We start from the raw sequence: 20,524 nt of genomic DNA, 5'->3' as shown, positions 1-20,524 counted from the left end.
CTAATCCCGGATGCACCGGACGGAGAACCCGTTATTTTGATGGAAACCGTCATAAGTAAAGGCATATCCTTCGCTGTATTCCATAACTATCCCGGAACCCAAAGTTGGTTCTGCCACAGTAATGCTCCACAAGTAACCACTGCCACCAATATCAAAGCATCTTCCATCGTGAAACTGGCGTACACCGCCAGGCAGGGCTGAAAAGCCAAAGTCGTCAGTGGCGCCGGTATTTGGGCTCCACCAGCGGGGATGGGGCTCAGGAGAAGTTCTGATACTCTTCAGTTTACCACCTGCACTTTGTATACCGCCGGCATTGTTAATAAGCGTTGTCAACTCATCCAGGCTGGGTACATGCCAGCCGGCAGGGCAAAGCTTACCGGTTTCAACAGCGAACCAGTTATACAATGCACCATAGGCCTCCAGGACTTCTGTATCGGAGTTGAGGCCATCAATAATAACTGTATGTGGGGAAATGGCGTAAGCGCCGGTCTCCAGGCCAATCCATTGTTCATTGGTGTGTCCTGTCGGTATGTTGATGCCATCATTGTAGCGTGTTGTGCGCAGGTTTTCGGCCATCCAAACCTGCTCGCCTATTTTTACCGTTTTATATACATTGCCGTCAATATCTTTAACGGTAATGGCCTTTTCGTCGTCATCTTTTTTGCAGTTACTGAAAAGCAATGCCAATGCCCCAAGCAGGGCAATTGTGAGGTTGAGTTTGTTTGTTTTTGTCATGGTACTTTGGGTTTAGGTAAATAAAAGTGTGCTGTGTTTTAAATAACATTGAACAGCTACTCATTCAGTTTTCCGAAGTTAACACCGAGGCCTAACGAAAGCATAACTGGCTGGTATTCAAGAGCCAGATCATAAGAACCTACTGGTAGTGAGAAGCCAAGCTGCATAACCCCCCTCAAACGCTTATAGATAAGCTTTCCGGTCACTGCAGGTTCAAAGAACATACTTTGGGAACTTCTGTCTTTCTGGGTAAGCCTCAGATGTACAATCCTCGCTGAAAAACAGAATTCTATAGGCTGGAAGGTTGCACCAACAGCAGGTTGAAAAAAAAACCTTTTTGAATTGATTGCAGTATGCGAATCCCACTGCGAAATCCACTGATAGTTGCTGCCATCGGCCTGTATTGTACCAAACCCATAACCGCCGAAAGTTTCGAATCGGAAATTCTCGTTTAGCTTTTTATAGTAACCGGCACCCATTTCGAAAAACTTGTGTTTACGGTAGTCATCGGAGTCCTGGTAAGTTATTTCATCAAAACTTCCGTTTAGCATTATACCAATATTATCAGAAAGTGCTAATGCAAACTGGGGATCAAAACCAGAAGTTGCTGTATAAACAGTTAGCTGCACCTCTCCGGCATTGGAGAGCAGCGGGGCATTGATTACATTTGGAATATAAACCGGAGCGCAGGAGATCAGCACCAGTGAAAGAAATCCAAAAACTGCAAAAGGTAAATGTTTCATTTTCATGGCAATCTTATTTTGTTGATTTATAGTTTTAATTTATCAGGGTTCGATTTGGCAGTTCTATAGCATAATGCGCTGATTCATTCAATTAAATCTTTTGTTTTTGCCTGATCCATGATGCAACGGACGGAAAGCCCGAACTCCTTATTGGTTTCTCCGTAGGAAGCACTGCCACCATTGTCCAGTCCCCAGGCTAAACCGCTATCTTTCCCGGAAGTACTCCACCAACCACCAAAGAAACCATTGGTGCCGAAGTCACCGTCGTGGTTTCGGACACCTCCCGGAAGGCCTGAAAAACCAAACTCATCAAATCCGTGATGAATTTCGTCTTCTTCCCATCTTGGGTGCACCGTGGTGTTGCAATCATTACCCAGTGGTGAGTTTTCCTGCCGGCAGGATTTGAGTGCATTGCCGGCGCCTTCAGGGTTATCGGATTCATTGGGAAAACCTTGTACAACTACATAATCAATCAATTGCGCCCATTCAGATTCACTGGGTACATGCCATCCCGTGGGGCACAAACCATTGGTATTATTTATGGCATGCCAATTATACAAGGCGCCGTAGCTGTCTTTCCAGGCGATATCATTATCGAACCAGGCAAAAGCACCTTTGGTGTCATTTGCCCAGGTATCGTTATCAGTGCCGGGATAATCAATCGTCGTTTCGTTGCGGTATTTGGTTGTTTTCAGGTTTTCGGCCATCCACCATTGGTCCCCGATTTTAATTATGGCATATGCATTGCCTTCAATATCCTTTACCGTTCCTGTTTTTCCATCGGGGTTAAATGTCGTATTGGGTTCAACATTTTTGCAGTTGCTTAAAAGCATTGCCATTGCCCCAAGCAGGGCAATTGTTAAGCAAAGTTTGTTTGTTTTCTTCATGGTAATTTGTGTTTAGGTTCGTAAAAGTGTGTTTTACATTATAGTCATTGCTTTTGGTTTTCAGATCTTTAGTTTTTGGATAATTTTAAATTACCCGGTGTTCAGAGCAGAATTGCGAATCCCTCTCAACTGTAGCTATTCGATTGAAAATTAGCGAGGTTTCAGGCTGCCGTGTTCATTACTGTAACAGAGGAAATCCGTTTGTCCGACGGAAAAACTCATATTGCCTCCGGTGCCGGTGGCCTCGCCTCCGGCGGCTACGTTGCCTTGCTGGGCTGACAAATTCATTGAAGTCCAGAGTAGAAAGAGGCTGGAGAACAGAAGGTGTTGATTTCTGTGCATGGGGTTAAAATTTAATGAAAACTGAAAGAAAAACTGGCTTAATCAGTTTGACAGGTAGTAAACTGAGTTAGCGGAATTAGCGATGAGGTAGCCAGGCCAGAATTATGTGTTAAAGATACAAATATTTTGGGGCGAAAAGCAATAGCAAGATGTCAGCATTATGTTATTTATCTTAAAAAAAATTCAAAAACCCATGCTTGGATTTTAGTAATCTGGATCGCCGCTGAACAATGGGGAATCATGAGTTGTTGATTGATTCATAGTTATAAGACTACGGTTTTTTAGTATCTTTGCACCATTATTATGCAAAACTTCACACAGAAAATAACATCCCTCTTTCTTGTAGCGCTGATGCTTGCGTTTACGGTTGGAATTTCTGTGTATGAACATTATTGCGGTTGCTCTGACCAAAAGATTGCTTCGGTATTTGTTGAGGTAACTTGCAGCGATAATCAAGGTGAATCGTGTTGCTCAGCCAAAGCGGTTGAAACCAAATCTTGCTGCAGCGAATCTTCACATAATACTTGCGAGCATGAGAGTAGTTGCGATGTTGACGGATGCTGCAAAACCAATATTGAAATTATTCAGATAGATTCGGAATACCAGGTTTCGCAGGAAAAAGCAACTGCACTTGAGCTTTCAGTTTTAATGGCCATAATTGTTTCAGATATCATTTCAGATACTGAAACTAAAATAATTGCCGAAAGTTTTTATTCCGATCCATCCCCACCTGTTTACGGCCGGCAGTTCCTTACTGCTGTGCACCAGTTAAAGTTTGACATTCCTGTTTGTTAGTTTAATTGCCGGATAATCTCCGGTGTTTAAGGCTTTTACAGCCTTGAACCACTATTTGCTAACAATACTAATACAGGAACGTATGAACACAATTAGAAAAATATTCTTGATTTTGCCACTCATCTTACTTGGATATTCCCTGCAAGCGCAAGACATAAAGGGAGTGGTGTATGAAAAAAATGACCAGGGCCACAAACATCCACTTGTTGGCGTGAATGTCTATTGGACTGGAACCCAAACCGGAACGGTAACCGATGATAAAGGAAATTTCGGCATTGATAGAATTGAAGGCAATGACCGGCTCGTTATCAGTTATATCGGTTTCAACACTGATACCCTCCAGGTTGGATCGCAAAAGCGATTTGAAGTTGTTCTTGAATCTGCCATTGAACTTGAGGGCGCTGAAATCACTGCCCGCCGTGCCGGATCACATCTTTCCAGTTTGAGCACCATTCAAACTCAGGTGATCACTCAAGCCGAACTGCAAAAAGCAGCTTGTTGCAACCTTTCCGAGAGTTTTGAAACCAATGCCTCAGTAGATGTTTCGTATGCCGATGCAATTTCCGGCGCCAAACAAATTCAGTTGCTTGGAATTCCGGGTAAATACAGCCAGATGATGTTTGAAAATATTCCTAATCTACGAGGCCTGTCGTCCACCTACGGACTGATGTATATTCCCGGCCCCTGGATGAAATCCATACAGGTAAGCAAAGGAACCTCCTCTGTGATCAACGGTTTTGAATCGGTTTCGGGTCAGATCAATGTGGAGTACAAAAAGCCGGAACTTACTGAGGATGTTTCGCTTGATCTCTTCTTTGGCGATGTTGGCCAGGTGGAATTCAATGCCGATGCTGCCGTTAAGCTCAATGATAAGCTGAGCACCAGCATCCTGGCACATGTCAGCAAGGTTGACCGGAAAGTGGATCACAATGGCGATTCGTTTATTGACCATCCACTCACAGAGCAGATCAATATCATGAACCGCTGGAATTATATGAACCATCAGTGGGAAATGCGGTTCGGAATAAGAGGATTGTATGAAGACCGCAAAGGCGGACAAATGCTTGAACTACCCGAAAACGTTGTGAATTTCGACAACCCATATCTGATTGATGTCAAAACCACACATGTGGAGGCTTTCTCCAAAATTGGCTGGTTGTCGCATCGCAGGGCAGGAACAAGTATCGGTTGGATCACCAATGCAAGTTATCATAACCGCGTTGCGGCTTATGGAATGAATTTGTATGAAGGAACCCAGCAGAGTTTGTATTCAAATCTTTTGTTCCAGTCTTACATCAATAGCACAGCGCATACGTATACTACCGGTGCAAGTTTTATGTACGACCGCTATGATGAAGTGTTGAACGACAGCATTTTCGGGCCAACAGACATAGTTCCCGGTGCGTTTTTCCAATATACCTATAATAACTCCCGTGGATTGACCGCCATTGCCGGCATCAGGGCCGATCATCATAACGAGTATGGCTTTTTTACGACCCCGCGTATGCATGTGAGGTATGAAATTGACAGCAACACAACCGTTAGGGCATCCGCTGGCATGGGCTATCGAAGTGCACGCATCATTGCAGAGAATAATCATTTGCTGGCAACCTCGCGAAGGCTGGTGATTCAGGAACAACCCAGGATGGAAAAAGCCATCAACTATGGTCTGAACCTGAGCCGCTGCTTCGTGATTGATGGCCGTAAAATGACCCTGAGCGGTGAATTCTATAGAACATCCTTCACCGACCAGGTAATTATTGATATGGATCAAAGCACAAACGAAATATATATTTACAACCTTGATGGGCAGGCCTATTCCAACAGTTTGCAGCTTGAAATGCTTTGGGAACCCATCAAAAATCTTGACCTTGTGCTGGCTTACCGCTGGAACGATGTTCGTGTGACCCAGCAGGAAGAATTGGTTCGCAAACCCCTGGTGAACCGTTACAAAGGGCTTGTGAATTTATCGTACGCCACCAACCTGCGCAAATGGCAATTCGATTTCACAACCCAACTTAATGGCGATGCCAGGTTACCTGGCACGCAGATGAACCCGGAACAGTATCAACGTCCGGGAAATTCACCTGCCTACACGATTATTCACGCCCAGGTGAGCAAATTTTTCAGGAAATGGAGTGTGTATGGCGGCGTTGAGAACCTTACGGATTTTGTACAAAAAGACCCTATCATTGCTGCTGACGATCCTTTCGGAAATTATTTCGATTCCTCCATGGTTTGGGGGCCGATCATTGGTAGGAAGTTGTATGCGGGAGTGAGAGTAACATTATAGGTGAAGGCTAAGGAGGGTTATGCTAAATGAGAGGATTTAGAATTCAAACTTTAAAAGAATTTTAATTTGCAAATGATTGCAGGATCAAACCTTAGCCTCAGCCTTAACCTAAACGATTGAAACCATTAACACTAAAATAATATACAATGAAAAAAATAATGCTTTTAGCTGCAGTTATAATCATGGCTGCAGGCACAACACTGGCCCAAAAACCATCGGGAAAGGAAGAAATAAAAATTCAAACCAACCTTGATTGCGAAGCATGCAAAAAGAAAATTGAGGACTATATGGCATTTGAAAAGGGCGTAACAGCTATCAAAGCCGATGTGCCTACCAAGGTGGTAACAATTGAATACCGTACCAACAAAACTGATGAATCAAAATTGGTTGCAGCCATCGAAAAGCTTGGCTACAAGGCAGATGTTATTGAGGAAAGCGGCGAAGAAAAGAAATAGGTTCGTGAGGAGTTGGAAGTTGGCAAAAAATTCAAATTCCAAATTCCAGATTCCATATTCCAAGAACTGCGAATCAACTAATTAACTACTAAACACAGCAATATTGCAACTCCATTACTCCATTACTCCAACGAATTAACAAATCGACCAATTAACTAATTAACCACAGCATCACTGCATCGCTGACTTCGTCTAAAAGAATTGCTTCGCCTCAATGGGCGTTTCAACCCAGAAAGGCAAATCCTGCAACTGCTCCCTGTAAGTCAGCCAATCAATGATTTGGCGAGCTGTGAGCTCATTCAGCTTTGAAACCGGAAAATGAAAGATTACATGTACCCGGTCTTTTGAATGTGAACTCTTATGGTGTTCATCCCTGGCTTTCCCTGATTCTGAGATGCGTTTACGCTCCAGGTAATTTTCCTTGATCTCAAAATTTACATAGTCTGTTTCCTTTGAAACGTAAATGTAAAAAACCCTGATTTGCTTTGCATGGATTGGTTTTAGCCAAATGAAAGCCAGAAAATTATATTTCTGCTCCCTGCGGCTGCTTGAAAAGATGTTCAGGTAATTGTTCAGTTTTGTGCTTTTGGCAGCGGCTGCAATTTTCCTGAAAGGCTCACGATTTTCTTGGGGAAGTTCGTTCACCCTTCTTACAAGGTGGTGCAAGTATCCAACAAACTTGTCGTAATGCTCCTTGTTTTTCTCATAATTCGATTCGATCGCATCCTTTTTCCGTGCAATCCTTTTTCTCATGGAACCAGATCCGTGTCTGGATTTGTTCTTACTCTTTTCAGCTTCTTCTAACCAATGGCCCATTCAAATCTGCTTTTTTAAACGCCACAACAAAATTATGTACAAAAAATAGTGGCTGATGTGGATGCAAAGATAACTCAATAATGCCGGTGATGAGTATGTAGCCTTCAGCAATTAAACTCCGGTTTGATCCTGGTTCAAGAGTCAATTTGAACTAAACCAGCTATTTGGAATTCTTAATTTGTTCAGTAAAAAATGATCAGATCATTTTATTGGGGTTTACCCATTCAGTGAACTGTGCATCGGTTAAAAGCCCAAGTTCAATGGCTGCCTGCCTTAGGGTTGTACCATCGGCATGTGCTTTTTTTGCGATCCGTGCAGCATTATCGTAACCAATATGAGTATTGAGTGCGGTCACAAGCATCAGCGAATTATCGAGATTATCTTTTATCACCGGGAGATTGGCCTGGATGCCAATCGCACAGTTATTGTTAAACGACACACAAGCATCACCGAGCAAACGGGCAGCCACTAAAAAATTATAGATCATCACCGGTTTGAACACATTCAGTTCGAAATGCCCATTCATTCCGCCAATTGTAATTGCGGCATCACAACCAACCACCTGGGCACAAACCATTGTTAATGCTTCGCTTTGGGTTGGGTTTACTTTCCCGGGCATAATGGATGAACCTGGTTCATTGGCAGGCAAAATAATTTCCCCAATCCCGCATCGGGGCCCTGAAGCCAGCAAACGTATATCATTGGCTATTTTCATCAGGCTAACGGCAAGTGTTTTTAACGCTCCCGAGGCTTCAACAATGGCATCATGAGCGGCCAGTGACTCAAATTTATTTGCGGCTGTAATAAAAGGATAGCCGGTGAGTTCGGCAATTTTCCGGGCAACAAGCTTATCATATCCTTTGGGTGCATTTATACCCGTTCCAACTGCTGTTCCTCCCAGGGCCAGCTCGCTGAGGTGAGGTAGTGCATGCTTCAATGATTTCAGGCCATGCTCAAGTTGGGACGCATATCCTGAAAATTCCTGCCCCAGGGTCAAGGGCGTAGCATCCATCAGGTGAGTGCGGCCAATTTTGACGATCCCGGAAAAATCCCTGGACTTGCTAACCAGTGTTTTCCAAAGCAACTCAATACCCGGAAGGGTGGTTTCCACCAGCATTATGTAGGCAGCAATATGCATGGCCGTGGGAAAAGTGTCGTTGCTTGACTGCGATTTGTTTACATCATCGTTTGGGTGAATAAGCCGGTCACTATCTTCAAGTTTGCCACCTTTTAGGACATGGGCGCGGTTCGCAATCACTTCATTTACATTCATGTTAGATTGCGTGCCCGAGCCTGTTTGCCAGACAACAAGCGGAAAATGATCGTCAAGTTCACCGCGTAAAATTTCATCGCAAACTTCTGAAATAATTTCTGCTTTTTCTTTTGTCAGAACGCCAAGTTCTGCATTGGTAAGCGCTGCCGCTTTTTTCAGAATAGCAAATGCCCTGATTATTTCAATGGGCATGCGGCCATCGCCTATTTTGAAATTTTCAATGGAACGTTGGGTTTGAGCGCCCCAATATCTGTCGGCAGGAACTTCGATGGTTCCCATAGTATCTTTTTCGGTTCTGGTTTTCATAATAATTGCTTTAAGATGGTGATTGAAAGTTCGCCACTAAGACGCAAAGGTTCCAAGTGCCACTAATCTAATAGATTTGAATTATGGTGTGATTATAAATGTTACAGTATCTCTTTAATATTTTCAACCGGATCGCCAATTACCGCTTTGTTATCGGTTTCCACAATAGGGCGACGGATAAGGCGAGGATTCTGAACCAGCACTTTGAGCCATTCAGTGTCGCTTAAGTTCTTTCCTTTATAATCTTTCCTGTAAAGCTCTTCCTGGGTTCTTACAATGTCATGTGGTTTTTTCCCGAGTTTAATCAACAATTTCTCTAAATCCTTTTCAGAGGGTGGGTTATTCATGTAATCAACTACTTCGGGATCAGAGCCATTTTGGTTCAGAAAGTCAAGACCGGCTCTTGATTTACGGCACCTGGGGTTGTGATAAATTCTAACCATAACTATTGAATATAGAATCTTGAATTATGAATCTAATGTCATGATACTTTGTAAACATTAAAACCAGATGAAGGTTTGATCAGGCAAATAAAACGAGGCTGAGCGCCATTACTGCCATACCTGCAATCACCCCGTAAACAGTTAGATGATGCTCGCCGTATTCGCGGGCTGTGGGCAATAGGTTGTCAATGGATATGAACACCATAATGCCGGCTACCGAGGCAAAGAGCACTCCAAAAACTATCTGGCTCATAAAGGGCAATAAAATAAGAAACCCAATAATTGCGCCAACCGGTTCGGCAAGACCCGAATAGAGAGATAGCCTGAAAGCCTTGCCCCTGTTGCCTGTGCCGTAAAATACAGGAACCGAAACAGCTATTCCTTCCGGGATGTTATGAATGGCGATGGCAATAGCGATAGGAATGCCGAGACTGAGGTCGGACAAAGCAGCAGTAAAAGTCGCAAGTCCTTCGGGGAAATTGTGAATGGCGATGGCAAGCGCCGAATATTTGCCTAGGCGGATCAGCTTTTCTTTCTTTCTTTTAGCAATCAGTTCAGGATCCATTTCTTCTACTTTGTGAATCTCATGCGGGTTCTCAACATCCGGCACAAATTTGTCAATTATCCCGATAAGGAGCATGCCACCAAAAAATGCAGCAACAGTGGCAAGGTATCCTCCCTGATTTCCCATTTCTTCCACTAAAACATCTTTGGCTTTAAAAAAAATCTCAACAAAAGAAACATAGATCATGATCCCTGCTGAAAAACCAAGTGAAAGTGAAAGAAAGCGCGTGTTTGTTGAACGGGCAAAATATGCAATAGCGCCGCCGATACCGGTACTTAAACCGGCAAAAAGGGTAAGCCCAAAGGCAATAAGGATGGTATTGAGATCAAAAGAGTCCATGCCAGGAATTTGAGTGTGCAATTTACGGAAGCTTTGGATTTCATAAACGCCAAATCCTGAAAATAGTTTTATCCCGTCCATGCGGATCATTGCTCGATAAAAAGACGTAGATTTGGATGCTTATCCTGTTTAAAAGCGATACTTGCTCATGAAAGACATTATACCAAAAGACCGCTTGTTCGGGAAAACCCTGGAAGAGCTCAAAGAAGTTGTGCTGCAACTTAACCTGCCTGCATTTACTGCCCGACAGCTTGCTGAATGGCTCTACAAAAAAGATGTGCTTGATTTTGATGCAATGTCTAACCTCTCAAAGGAAACCCGCCAATTACTTAACGACAAATTTGAGGTTGGTTTGTCAGCGCCTGAAAAGGTTCAAACCTCAAACGATGGAACAAAAAAATACCTGTACCGCTCATTTTCCGGCAAATTTGTCGAAGCTGCATACATTCCCGATGAGGATCGCCACACATTGTGCATTTCAACACAGGTGGGATGCAAAATGGGCTGCTTGTTTTGTATGACCGCCAAACAGGGCTTTCAGGGACAGCTTTCGGCGGGTGAGATATTGAACCAGGTCCGAAGTTTACCGGAACGGCATTTGCTCACCAACATCGTTTATATGGGCATGGGCGAACCTTTCGATAACCTGGATGAAACCATGAAAAGCCTTGAGATTCTGACCTCGGAGTATGGTTTTGGGATGAGCGCAAAACGCATCACAGTTTCCACCATCGGCATTATTCCAGGAATGAAAGCGTTCCTGGAGCAAAGTCAGTGCCACCTGGCGGTTAGCCTGCATTCCCCATTTGAAGAGGATCGTAAAAAACTGATGCCCATTCAAAGTGTTTATCCGCTCAAAGAAGTTCTTGATACGATCCGGAATTTTGATTTTACACGACAGCGCAGGGTTTCCTTTGAGTACATTATGTTCAAAGGCCTGAACGACACACCACGGCATGTAAAGGAACTTGCCAAAGTACTCAATGGCATCCGTTGCCGGATCAACCTCTTGAGGTTCCACCCTATTCCCGGCACTCCACTTGAAACTTCAAGCGATGAAACCATAGCCTGGTTCCGTGAAGCATTGAAAGAAAAAGGAATTATGACCACCTTGCGCCAATCGCGTGGGCAGGACATTGATGCGGCTTGCGGCTTGCTCTCAACAAAAGAACTCTTGAAAAAACAAAACGGAGTTGAATAGAGCGCTAATTCACAACTATGATTTTACCCGAAACCCTGGATTCTGAATCACTGACTGAGTAGTAATAAATGCCTGCAGGCAATTTAAGGTTTCTATTATTATGCCTGTTCCATTTTAGTCTGTGATTGCCTTCTGGCAATGGTCCGTTAAAAATACTTGCAATCTTAGTACCGTGTATATCAAAAATCTCGAGTGTGATACTTGCGGGTGTAGATAACTCAACGTGAAACGTGGTTTCTGTGGAAAGTGGATTAAGATGAGGATTGCAAATGATATTTGAATTGTGATCTGGTTTCTCGATGTGCTCTGAACCCACAGTTGTTTCAAAAGTCCTGAGTATGGTTCCAAAGACTCCGGCAGCAAAACCGGTATTAGGGTCGAGGAAGAAAACAGATAAGAGGCTATGGCTTGTATTACTATTCAAAGTCAACCAATTCAACCCACCATCGTCAGTATGAAGAATCAAACCTTGATCTCCAACAATATACCCATTATCAGCATCGAGAAAAAAAACGGATTGAAGCCACTTGTCCGTTCCGCTTTCCTGAATTTCCCAATTTAAACCTCCATCAGTTGTTTTCATGATGGTTCCTAATCTGCCGGCAACATAACCCGTATTGGCATCAACAAAATGTACACTATTCAAAGGCTGCTGAGTAATATCCGTCAGACGCTCCCAAGTCAAGCCACCATTTATGGTTTTAAGAATTGTGCCAGAGACTCCAACAATAAAGCCATTTTGCTGATCAGGAAAATGAACTGCACGTAAATCCCAGTCAATAATGCCTGTGAATAAATCCCAATGCAGGCCGCCGTTTTGTGTGGTCAGAATGGTGCCACTATTTCCAACCACGCAACCATGGAGAGGTGATGAAAAATGTACTGCTAACAGGGAGTTAGTTATTCCTGTTGAGAGTTGAAGCCAGTTATCGCCGCCATCGGTGGTTTTCAGAACCGTACCGCTGGTGCCAGCAATATAACCATTATTGCTATCAGGAAATGAAATAGAATAATACCCTCCCCAAAGCTCAGAGGAAAATGTTTCCCAGTGATTGCCTCCATCAAGAGTTCTCAAAATAGTTTTACCTGTGCCAACAGCGAATCCTTTATTTTGATCAACGAACTTAATATCGAACAACACTTCTATGTTCCCATGAATTGCTTGCCAGTTATTTCCGACATCAGAGGTTCGGAAAATAGCTCCGGCATCTCCGATAGAAATGGCAGTATTTTGATTTACCAAGCTAACTGCAGTAAGAATGGAAGCGGATTGGGCCATGTGTTTTAACTCCCAGCTTAAACCTCCGTCATTCGTGATCATCATTCTGCTATGTGATTCTGCAGCGTATCCATGATTTGAGTCGTGAAATCTGACCGAATTCAGGGCATAAAATCCATCACAGAATATTTCCTGCCAGGAATGCCCTCCGTTAAAAGTTCTGTATATAAGGGGCCTCCAGAACGAACCTGAGGTTGGAGGCCTGCCACCAACAACAAACCCGGTATCGGCATTGAGAAAGTAAATATCATTCACTCTGTTGTTGGGCACATTAACCCGCGGCGCCCAGGTTGAACCACCATCCAGTGTCCTGAGTATTTTACCTTCGTAAGCTCCAAGGAAACCTGTTTGTTCGCTCGTAAAGAAAACTGTCTTAATCCATGCAGTCGTACCTACTCCGATTAGTTCCCAGGAATCTCCCCCATCAATCGTTCTTAAAAAAATACCATCCGTTCCGCTTGCAAAGCCAATATCATAATCAATAAAGAAAACAGACCATAATGTACCGGTAACTCCGCTATTGCCTTGCTCCCAGCTAACACCACCATTGGTGGTTTTATAGATTGAACCATTTGCGCCAACCACAAATCCATAATCGCAATCAAGAAAATAAACCGAATTTAATGTATTGGTTATTTCGCTCTGGAGTAATGTCCATTGAATGCCGCCATCGGTTGACTTGATGATAGTTCCGTAGCTTCCTACGGCATACCCACACAATGAATCGGAAAAATGCACGCCCCATAGGTTTTCTCCCTGTGGATAAGGATTGGACCAGTACCACTGCTGGCCGGTAACTGACATTGATATCAATGTGAACAGAAAAATGAGTTTTTTCATTGGTTTGTTCCCGGTTAAAATGATGAGACATCATTGTGACAAACCAAAAACGTTTTACCCTTACTGCATTTTGTGGTTTTATTAACAAAGACTGCTACAAGCTGGCCGAATTGTAATGCAGGTAATTGACCGAAATGAGGAATCAGGGAAAGGAATTCTTAGAATTATATTCCTTGTCCATAGGATGCGAAGCTATTTCACACCCAAATTATAACAAAAACATCAAGGCGTCTGAGCTTATCAGATTCTAACCAGCTCTATCGTAAAATGTCTTAAAATCGGAGCTTCATTGATGATACGAACCCCGGTCCTGATTTCGTTTCTTCGCTCAAATACATTGGCAAGCGCTACCGCCACATAATCCATATGATTGTTGGTGTAAACCCGGCGGGGAATCGCCAGCCTCACCATTTCAAGTGTTGGATAGCGGTTTTCGCGCGAGCAGGGATCGCGGTCGGCCATCAGGGCGCCGATTTCCACTCCACGAACTCCGCCTTCGAGGTAAAGCTCAATGGCAAGGGTTTGTGCCGGGAATTCCTCGCGCGCAACATAGGGCAGAAATTTTAGAGCATCCACAAAAATGGCATGGCCTCCGCTGGGTTTGATAATTGGAATGCCAAAGGAAATGAGTTTATCGCCCAGGTAAGCTACTTGTTTTATTCTTGTATCAAGATAATCAAAGTCAGTCCCTTCATAGAGACCTTGCGCCAGGGCATTCATATCCCTGCCCGACATTCCACCGTAAGTAATATAGCCCTCAAACATAATATTATAAACGCTGGCCTTGCGAAACAACTTCTCATCGCGCATGGCAATGAAGCCACCCATATTTACAATCGCATCCTTCTTGCTGCTCATGGTCATTGCATCGGCATAGCTGAACATTTCCAGCACAATTTCCCGGATGGATTTATCAGCATAACCCTCTTCCCGGGTCTTAATGAAATAAGCATTTTCAGCAAAGCGTGCCGAATCGAAGATTACGGGAATACCATATTCCCTTGCAATTGCCGATACTTCCTGAAGGTTCTTCATGGAAACCGGCTGCCCACCCGAAGTATTACAGGTAATTGTAACGATCACAAAAGGAATGTTTGACTTTGGGTTCGAACGCAAAACTTCCTGTAGTTTGCTGATGTCAACATTTCCCTTGAATGGGTGTATCACTTCCGGATCGGAAGCTTCATCAATGGTGCAATCCACAGCTTTGGCCTTGCGAAATTCGATGTGCCCCTTGGTGGTATCGAAGTGTGCATTGCCCGGGACCAATTGATCTTTTTTGACCAACACACTGAACAGCACATTTTCTGCCGCTCTTCCCTGGTGGGTTGGAAGGAAATATTCGAAACCGGTAATGTCCTTGATTGCCTCTTTTAGTTTGTAATACGATGAAGCGCCGGCATAACTTTCGTCGCCAAGCATCATGGCCGACCATTGTTTGTCGCTCATGGCTCCGGTACCGCTATCAGTAAGCAGGTCAATAAAAACTTGTTCGCTCCTGAGGTTAAAAAGATTATAATGGGCTTTTTTGATCCAGTTCCCGCGTTCAGATGGGGAACTTTTGCTGATGGTTTCAACCATCTTCATTTTATAGCTTTCGGCGAAAGGGAAATCCATGGATTTAATATTTTAAGTTAAACATCAATGAAGCACCAGGTTAGGGGTTTCCTACCTGGTAATTTCATCTCTTTTCTTGATGTTTACCAAAATATTTTCCTTTGATGGATATAGTAGCCGAACAGAAATCATTGCAGCTCATTTTGAGGGCCAAAGATATAGAAATATTTTAGAATCCTGCTTATAGTTATGAATGAAGTCAATGGCAAATTCAATCTCAAATGGCACATATTTTGAGGTTTATGGCTTCGCAATTAATTAAAACTTTGAACGATGAAAAATGCCTCAACCCGGATTCACAATACAAAGTTGACTTCCACAATTATAATTTCTGCTGTGCTGCTGCTAATTTCAGGGTATTCACATGCGCAGTCGTTCGGCCGGAACAAACCCAGTTACCGTACTTTTGATTTCGAGGTTTACCAAAGCCCGAATTTTGAAATCTATCATTACCTCACCGATGATTCAATCGTTTCGCAACTGGCAAACCAGAGCGAAAAATGGTACAACAGACATCAGGATATTTTTGGTGATACCCTTAAGGAGAGGAATCCAATCATCATCTATGAAACCCATCCCGATTTTCAGCAAACTACTGCTGTTGGAAGTTCAATTGGAATCGGAACACAAGGTGTAACAGAGGCTTTGAAGAACCGTGTTGTGATGCCCGTTCTTGAAACCAACCCACAAACCGACCATGTGCTTGGGCATGAGCTTGTACATGCTTTCCAGTTTAATATGCTCATCTGGGACGATTCCTTATCGCTCAGAAACATCCAGAACCTTCCTTTATGGATGGTGGAAGGCATGGCCGAATACCTGTCAGTAGGAAGTATAGATAGCCATACCGCCTTGATCATACGCGATGCATTGGCAAGCGATGATTTTCCAACCATAAAGGAAATGACCCGCAGTTACAAGTACAACCCATATCGTTATGGCCATTCTTTTTGGTCGTTTGTAGCCGGAACCTGGGGCGACACAATCATCAGGCCTTTGTTCTACCAGACTGCTTTATGGGGTCACGAAAAAGCCTTTAAGAATGTTCTGAAAAAGGATCATAAAGAGATCTCTGACATGTGGAGAGAATCTCTCGAATCACATTATGCTTCTTATATTTCTGATACAGTAAGGCAAATGACCGGAAAGAGATTGATTTTCGATCGTACGGCTGGTGAAATGAATATTTCACCCGCCTATAGCCCTGATGGAAAGTACATTGCTTTTTTCTCCGAAAAACGTCTTTTTACCCTCGACCTATACATTGCCGATGCTATTACCGGCCGCATTGCAAAGCGGCTGACCAGCAATGCACGAAGCCAGGATATTGATGGATTTAATTTTTTTGAATCGGTGGGAAGCTGGTCGCCTGATAGTAAAAACTATTCTTACGTAGTTGTGAGCGAAGGTAAAAACAAACTTGCCATCATCAATGTGAACAGGCTCAGGAAACCGGTGCTTATAGAATTCGACGACATCCCGGCATTCAATAATCCGTCATGGTCGCCCGATGGGAAAAACATCCTTTTCACCGGTCAGAAAAACGGACGTTCTGACCTTTATGTTTATAACCTGGATTCAGGAAGAACCACAGCGCTTACCGATGATTACTATTCATACCTTCATGCCACCTGGTCGCCTGATGGTAAAACCATTGTGTTTGCAACGGATCGCAAGCAACCTGGCGATCCATCGCAAGATGTAAACTATCATTTTAATCTTGCTTACCTGGATATCGAAAATCCATACCAGCAAACAATCATTCCGGTCTTTATGGGAGCCGATAATGTGAACCCCGTGTTTTCTGCTGATGGTCAATCAATCTATTTCCTTTCAAACCGCGATGGACTCAGAAACCTCTACGAGTATGACCTGCAGGAAGGCAAAGTTTTTCAGCTCAGTGATTACTCAACGGGGATCAGCGGGATCACAGCGCTCTCACCTGCAATCAGTATATCCTGGAAGCAAAACCAGGTTGCCTATTCCTATTACGAAAAAGGAAACTTTACCATCTTTTCCGCAGGTGTTGAAGAATTTCCCCGCACTGAGGCTGATCCCGGATTTCTTGATTTCACAGCAGCGACACTACCACCTTTGCACAGAAGGGTTTTCAACATTGTTGACAGCAACCTAGCGGAAAACCCTGGTACCCCGGTTTATCCGGCTGATTCATTCCAGGTTAAACCTTATCGCCCACAGTTCAAACTGGATTATATTGGTAATACCGGCGTTGGTATATCCGCCAGTAATTATGGCAGAGGTGCAGCAGGGGGCGTTTTTATGCTCTTTGGCGATGTGCTCGGAAACAACCAGTTATACACAATGTTAGCGCTCAATGGCGAGATTTATGATTTTGGCGCACAGCTTGCTTACCTGAACCAAAAAAACCGGATAAAATGGGGTGCAGGCATCAGCCATATTCCCTACCGTTCTGCATTTCTGCAGTATGGTTCAGAAGACATCGGAACCGATGATGAGCCCAGGATCGTACAAACAATAGAGCTGATCAACTGGCGGACTTTTGAAGATCAACTGTCGGTATTTGCCTGGTATCCGATATCAACTACGCGCCGGCTGGAAGTTTCTGCCTCTACTTCACTATATTATTATCGTATTGATGTTATAAAAAATTATTACCAGGGTAACTTCCGCATTGGTCAGAGCCGCGAAAGGCTAAAAGAGGAAGAGCCTGATGGTTTCAACCTGCAAAAATTTTCCGGTGCTTATGTGAGTGATAATTCATTTTTCGGTTTGGCATCGCCAATGATGGGTCACAGATTCCGCTTTCAGATGGATCAATACCTGGGCAAAATGAAATTATTTACTGCCAATGCCGATTACAGGAAATACATATTTCTTCAGCCATTTTCATTGGCATTCAGGTTGATGCATTACGGCCGGTATGGTAAGAACTCCGATAACAGTTTGTTTTATCCAATCTTTCTGGGATATCCCGGAATGGTTCGGGGTTATGGTTCAAGAAGTCTGTACGATAACGAAATGTTCATTCAGGATGAAAACCTGTTTAACATGCTTATCGGCAACCGTGTAGCCCTTGCTTCAGCAGAAATAAGACTGCCTTTAACAGGCCCAAAGCGCCTGGCTTTAATTCCATCTGGATTTCTGTTTACTGAGGCGGCGTTGTTTTTTGATGGCGGCCTGGCCTGGGACAGCCAAAGCCAGCCAAGCATTGATCCGGATAAAATAAAAGAAGGCAAGCGCTTTCCGGTTTTCAGCACCGGAGCCAGTATCCGGATTAATCTATTCGGCGCTATGGTGATTGAACCCTATTACGCCTTCCCCTTTATTCATCAAGGCATAAGCAAAGGCGTGTTTGGTTTAAACTTCCTGCCTGGCTGGTAACTGACGTGTGTAAAATTCTTCATCCACAGGGCAATTGTTGTTTATCTTTGCCTCGTGATCGAACCATTCAAACTCTAAAGGAATGAAAAATTCCCAGATTGCAGGAACCATTGCAACCATTGCCGTGCTGGGCTTTATGGCTTGGTATTTTTCTGCTATTGTTGCTTACTTTCTGATTGCTATGGTGTTGTCAATGATTGGGAGTCCGATAGTTAAAATCCTCGACAATATTCGTATCGGACGTTTCAGGATGCCTCATACTATCAGTTGCATTCTTGCACTTCTGTTTATATTTACGGCTTTTGGCCTTTTTATAAGTATCTTCATTCCTCTCGTTACGAACCAGGCTGCATTGATTTCGCAAATAGATATGGATAGCGTTAATGAGAACCTTCGTAATGCCATGCTATGGCTCGAAAACACCATGCACAAAACCGGTTTGCTTGGACGTGAGCAAACCCTGGTTGCTTTCATCAACGAGAACATTGAGAACCTGATAAATCTTGATAGGGTTTCCTATTTCCTGAACAATATCCTCGCTTTTGCAGGATCATTATTTGTTGGAATATTTTCAATTGTATTCATTACATTTTTCCTGTTAAAGGAAAAGCACATCGTTTCGAGGTTTGTGCAATTAATAGTGCCCGAAAGATACACCCTAGAAACAAGAAATGTATTTGCTGAAAGCAGATACCTGCTTACCCGATACTTCATTGGAATTTGCATCGAGGTTTTCAGTATGATAACTCTCATCAGTGTGGGTCTTACCATTTTCGGGGTTGAAAATGCCCTGCTGATAGGGTTTCTAGGAGGAATGATGAATATTATCCCTTACCTGGGTCCCGTGATTGGCGCTTCAATGGGAATAATTCTTGGCATCACCTCAGTAATAAGTAGCGCTATGTATGATCAGATCCTGAGTGTTACCCTCATCATTGCCGGTACTTTTGCCGTGGCCAATCTAATTGATAATATGGTTTTGCAACCTTTTATTTATTCAAACAGTGTTAAAGCTCACCCGCTTGAAATATTTGTTGTGCTTTTAATGGGTGGCAGCCTCGCCGGTGTAATCGGAATGATCCTGGCTATTCCAACTTATACGGTTATACGTGTTATTGCAAGCCAGTTTATGAGCCAGTTCAGATTGGTTCAGAAACTTACAGAACGGATGCGTACGTGATGGAAATACTCTCAATCCGGGGTTTCAAAGCAGTATTGTATTTTTGGTCGGGTTTGATCCGAAATGTTACAGCAGGTCGTTTGATCAATTATCTAAAACTTCGTTTAAGCTATCATTTGGCCGGTTTTCAAAAACATCCACGTCATTGGGGATTTCCTGTGGCGGTTTCGGTTGAACCAACTACCGCCTGCAATCTTCAGTGCCCTGAATGCCCAACGGGAAGGGGAACATTGCAACGACCTGCCGGTAAACTCAGCATTGAACAATTTGATTATTATCTCCAGAAATTGCCCCGTGAAGTTTCATGGTTAACTTTCTATTTCCAGGGCGAACCCTTTTTGAACCGCAATTTCATTGACATGGTAAAACTGGCGAAAAAACGCCGGATGATTGTTACCACTTCCACCAACGGACACTTTCTGAACCTCGAAAATGCAACAAAAGCAATAGAATCAGGGCTCGATAAAATCATTATTTCCCTTGACGGTGCTGATGCCGATACCTATCTGAATTACCGCAAAGGAGGAAGTTTTGACAAGGTCGTTGAGGGAATAAAACAACTTACAGCGAAGAAAAAGGAACTGGGTTCGCACAAACCATTGGTTTGCATACAATTTCTTGTGTTCAAACAAAATGAGCACCAACTCGAGGCAATGACCCTGCTGAGCCGGGAACTTGGCGCCGATGTACTGGAATTTAAAACCGCGCAACACTATGACTTTGAGGAAGGCAGTCCATACATGACCAGCCTCGATAAATATTCGCGCTACCGCCTGGCCGGCAATGGCAAATACGCCATCAAAAATAAATTGCATAACCGCTGCTGGAGGATGTGGAGTTCATCCGTTATCACCTGGGATGGCAAGGTTGTGCCCTGCTGTTACGACAAAGACGCATCCTATTGCTTTGGAAATCTTCAGGAATCAGGCTTTGAAGAAATCTGGAAAGGAGCTGAAGCGGACAAATTCCGCCGGCAACTCTTACATTCCCGAAAGGATATTGAAATATGCAGAAACTGCCATGAATAAAAGTCGGGTCAACTCCGTAAGCAC

General features: G+C 43.5%; 17 protein-coding genes. 7 read left to right on the top strand and 10 right to left on the bottom strand.

Annotated elements, in window-relative coordinates:
• The 4 genes from IH597_02575 to IH597_02560 form a co-directional block, all read right to left on the bottom strand.
• The gene (locus IH597_02575) at nt 1–735 is read right to left on the bottom strand and encodes a fibrobacter succinogenes major paralogous domain-containing protein (protein MBE0661328.1); all 735 of its coding nucleotides are present in this window, start codon (nt 733–735) and stop codon (nt 1–3) included.
• 56 nt (nt 736–791) lie between these two features.
• The gene (locus IH597_02570) at nt 792–1,484 is read right to left on the bottom strand and encodes a hypothetical protein (GenBank protein ID MBE0661327.1); all 693 of its coding nucleotides are present in this window, start codon (nt 1,482–1,484) and stop codon (nt 792–794) included.
• A 77-nt stretch (nt 1,485–1,561) separates the two neighbouring features.
• A complete protein-coding gene (locus IH597_02565; protein MBE0661326.1) occupies nt 1,562–2,365 on the bottom strand; it encodes a fibrobacter succinogenes major paralogous domain-containing protein in 804 nt (267 codons plus the stop codon).
• Nucleotides 2,366–2,515: 150 nt separating this feature from the next.
• Nucleotides 2,516–2,707, bottom strand: a complete 192-nt coding sequence (locus IH597_02560) for a hypothetical protein (GenBank protein MBE0661325.1) — start codon at nt 2,705–2,707, stop codon at nt 2,516–2,518.
• A gap of 303 nt (nt 2,708–3,010) precedes the next feature.
• Between IH597_02560 and IH597_02555 the strand changes: the two genes are divergently transcribed.
• The 3 genes from IH597_02555 to IH597_02545 all read left to right on the top strand — a co-directional run bounded on the left by IH597_02555 (nt 3,011) and on the right by IH597_02545 (nt 6,250).
• A complete protein-coding gene (locus tag IH597_02555; protein ID MBE0661324.1) occupies nt 3,011–3,502 on the top strand; it encodes a hypothetical protein in 492 nt (163 codons plus the stop codon).
• Nucleotides 3,503–3,584: 82 nt separating this feature from the next.
• Nucleotides 3,585–5,795: a TonB-dependent receptor gene (locus IH597_02550; protein MBE0661323.1), complete on the top strand. Its 2,211-nt coding sequence runs from the start codon at nt 3,585–3,587 to the stop codon at nt 5,793–5,795.
• A 146-nt stretch (nt 5,796–5,941) separates the two neighbouring features.
• Entirely contained in the window at nt 5,942–6,250 is a 309-nt protein-coding gene (locus IH597_02545; GenBank protein ID MBE0661322.1) for a cation transporter, read from the top strand.
• 192 nt (nt 6,251–6,442) lie between these two features.
• On the opposite strand, the gene IH597_02540 is transcribed toward IH597_02545, so the two are convergent.
• The 4 genes from IH597_02540 to zupT all read right to left on the bottom strand — a co-directional run bounded on the left by IH597_02540 (nt 6,443) and on the right by zupT (nt 9,992).
• Complete coding sequence (locus IH597_02540) at nt 6,443–7,003, bottom strand: hypothetical protein (protein ID MBE0661321.1); 561 nt, start codon at nt 7,001–7,003, stop codon at nt 6,443–6,445.
• A gap of 259 nt (nt 7,004–7,262) precedes the next feature.
• Complete coding sequence (gene fumC, locus IH597_02535; protein ID MBE0661320.1) at nt 7,263–8,645, bottom strand: class II fumarate hydratase; 1,383 nt, start codon at nt 8,643–8,645, stop codon at nt 7,263–7,265.
• A 101-nt stretch (nt 8,646–8,746) separates the two neighbouring features.
• The gene (gene arsC / locus IH597_02530) at nt 8,747–9,088 is read right to left on the bottom strand and encodes an arsenate reductase (glutaredoxin) (protein ID MBE0661319.1); all 342 of its coding nucleotides are present in this window, start codon (nt 9,086–9,088) and stop codon (nt 8,747–8,749) included.
• A gap of 79 nt (nt 9,089–9,167) precedes the next feature.
• The gene (gene zupT, locus IH597_02525; protein ID MBE0661318.1) at nt 9,168–9,992 is read right to left on the bottom strand and encodes a zinc transporter ZupT; all 825 of its coding nucleotides are present in this window, start codon (nt 9,990–9,992) and stop codon (nt 9,168–9,170) included.
• A gap of 157 nt (nt 9,993–10,149) precedes the next feature.
• On the opposite strand from zupT, the gene rlmN reads away from it, so the two are divergent.
• Complete coding sequence (gene rlmN / locus IH597_02520; GenBank protein MBE0661317.1) at nt 10,150–11,193, top strand: 23S rRNA (adenine(2503)-C(2))-methyltransferase RlmN; 1,044 nt, start codon at nt 10,150–10,152, stop codon at nt 11,191–11,193.
• Between the two features lie 4 nt (nt 11,194–11,197).
• Here the strand turns inward: rlmN and IH597_02515 are convergent, their stop codons facing one another.
• Both IH597_02515 and IH597_02510 read right to left on the bottom strand, forming a co-directional pair.
• Complete coding sequence (locus IH597_02515) at nt 11,198–13,312, bottom strand: T9SS type A sorting domain-containing protein (protein ID MBE0661316.1); 2,115 nt, start codon at nt 13,310–13,312, stop codon at nt 11,198–11,200.
• Nucleotides 13,313–13,552: 240 nt separating this feature from the next.
• Nucleotides 13,553–14,929, bottom strand: coding sequence for a tryptophanase (locus tag IH597_02510; GenBank protein MBE0661315.1), 1,377 nt, complete (start codon nt 14,927–14,929; stop codon nt 13,553–13,555).
• 273 nt (nt 14,930–15,202) lie between these two features.
• Between IH597_02510 and IH597_02505 the strand changes: the two genes are divergently transcribed.
• The 3 genes from IH597_02505 (at nt 15,203) to IH597_02495 (ending at nt 20,500) form a co-directional block, all read left to right on the top strand.
• Entirely contained in the window at nt 15,203–18,292 is a 3,090-nt protein-coding gene (locus IH597_02505; protein MBE0661314.1) for a PD40 domain-containing protein, read from the top strand.
• Nucleotides 18,293–18,374: 82 nt separating this feature from the next.
• Nucleotides 18,375–19,472, top strand: a complete 1,098-nt coding sequence (locus IH597_02500; GenBank protein ID MBE0661313.1) for an AI-2E family transporter — start codon at nt 18,375–18,377, stop codon at nt 19,470–19,472.
• Complete coding sequence (locus IH597_02495) at nt 19,472–20,500, top strand: SPASM domain-containing protein (protein ID MBE0661312.1); 1,029 nt, start codon at nt 19,472–19,474, stop codon at nt 20,498–20,500. The genes IH597_02500 and IH597_02495 overlap by 1 nt, the downstream gene beginning before the upstream one ends.
• The last annotated feature ends 24 nt before the right edge of the window (nt 20,501–20,524 follow it).

The organism is Bacteroidales bacterium (assembly GCA_014860575.1).
Lineage (GTDB): Bacteria > Bacteroidota > Bacteroidia > Bacteroidales > JAAYJT01 > JAAYJT01.
Note: the sequence above shows the minus strand (reverse complement) of the source record. Positions and strands in the feature narration are given on the sequence as shown.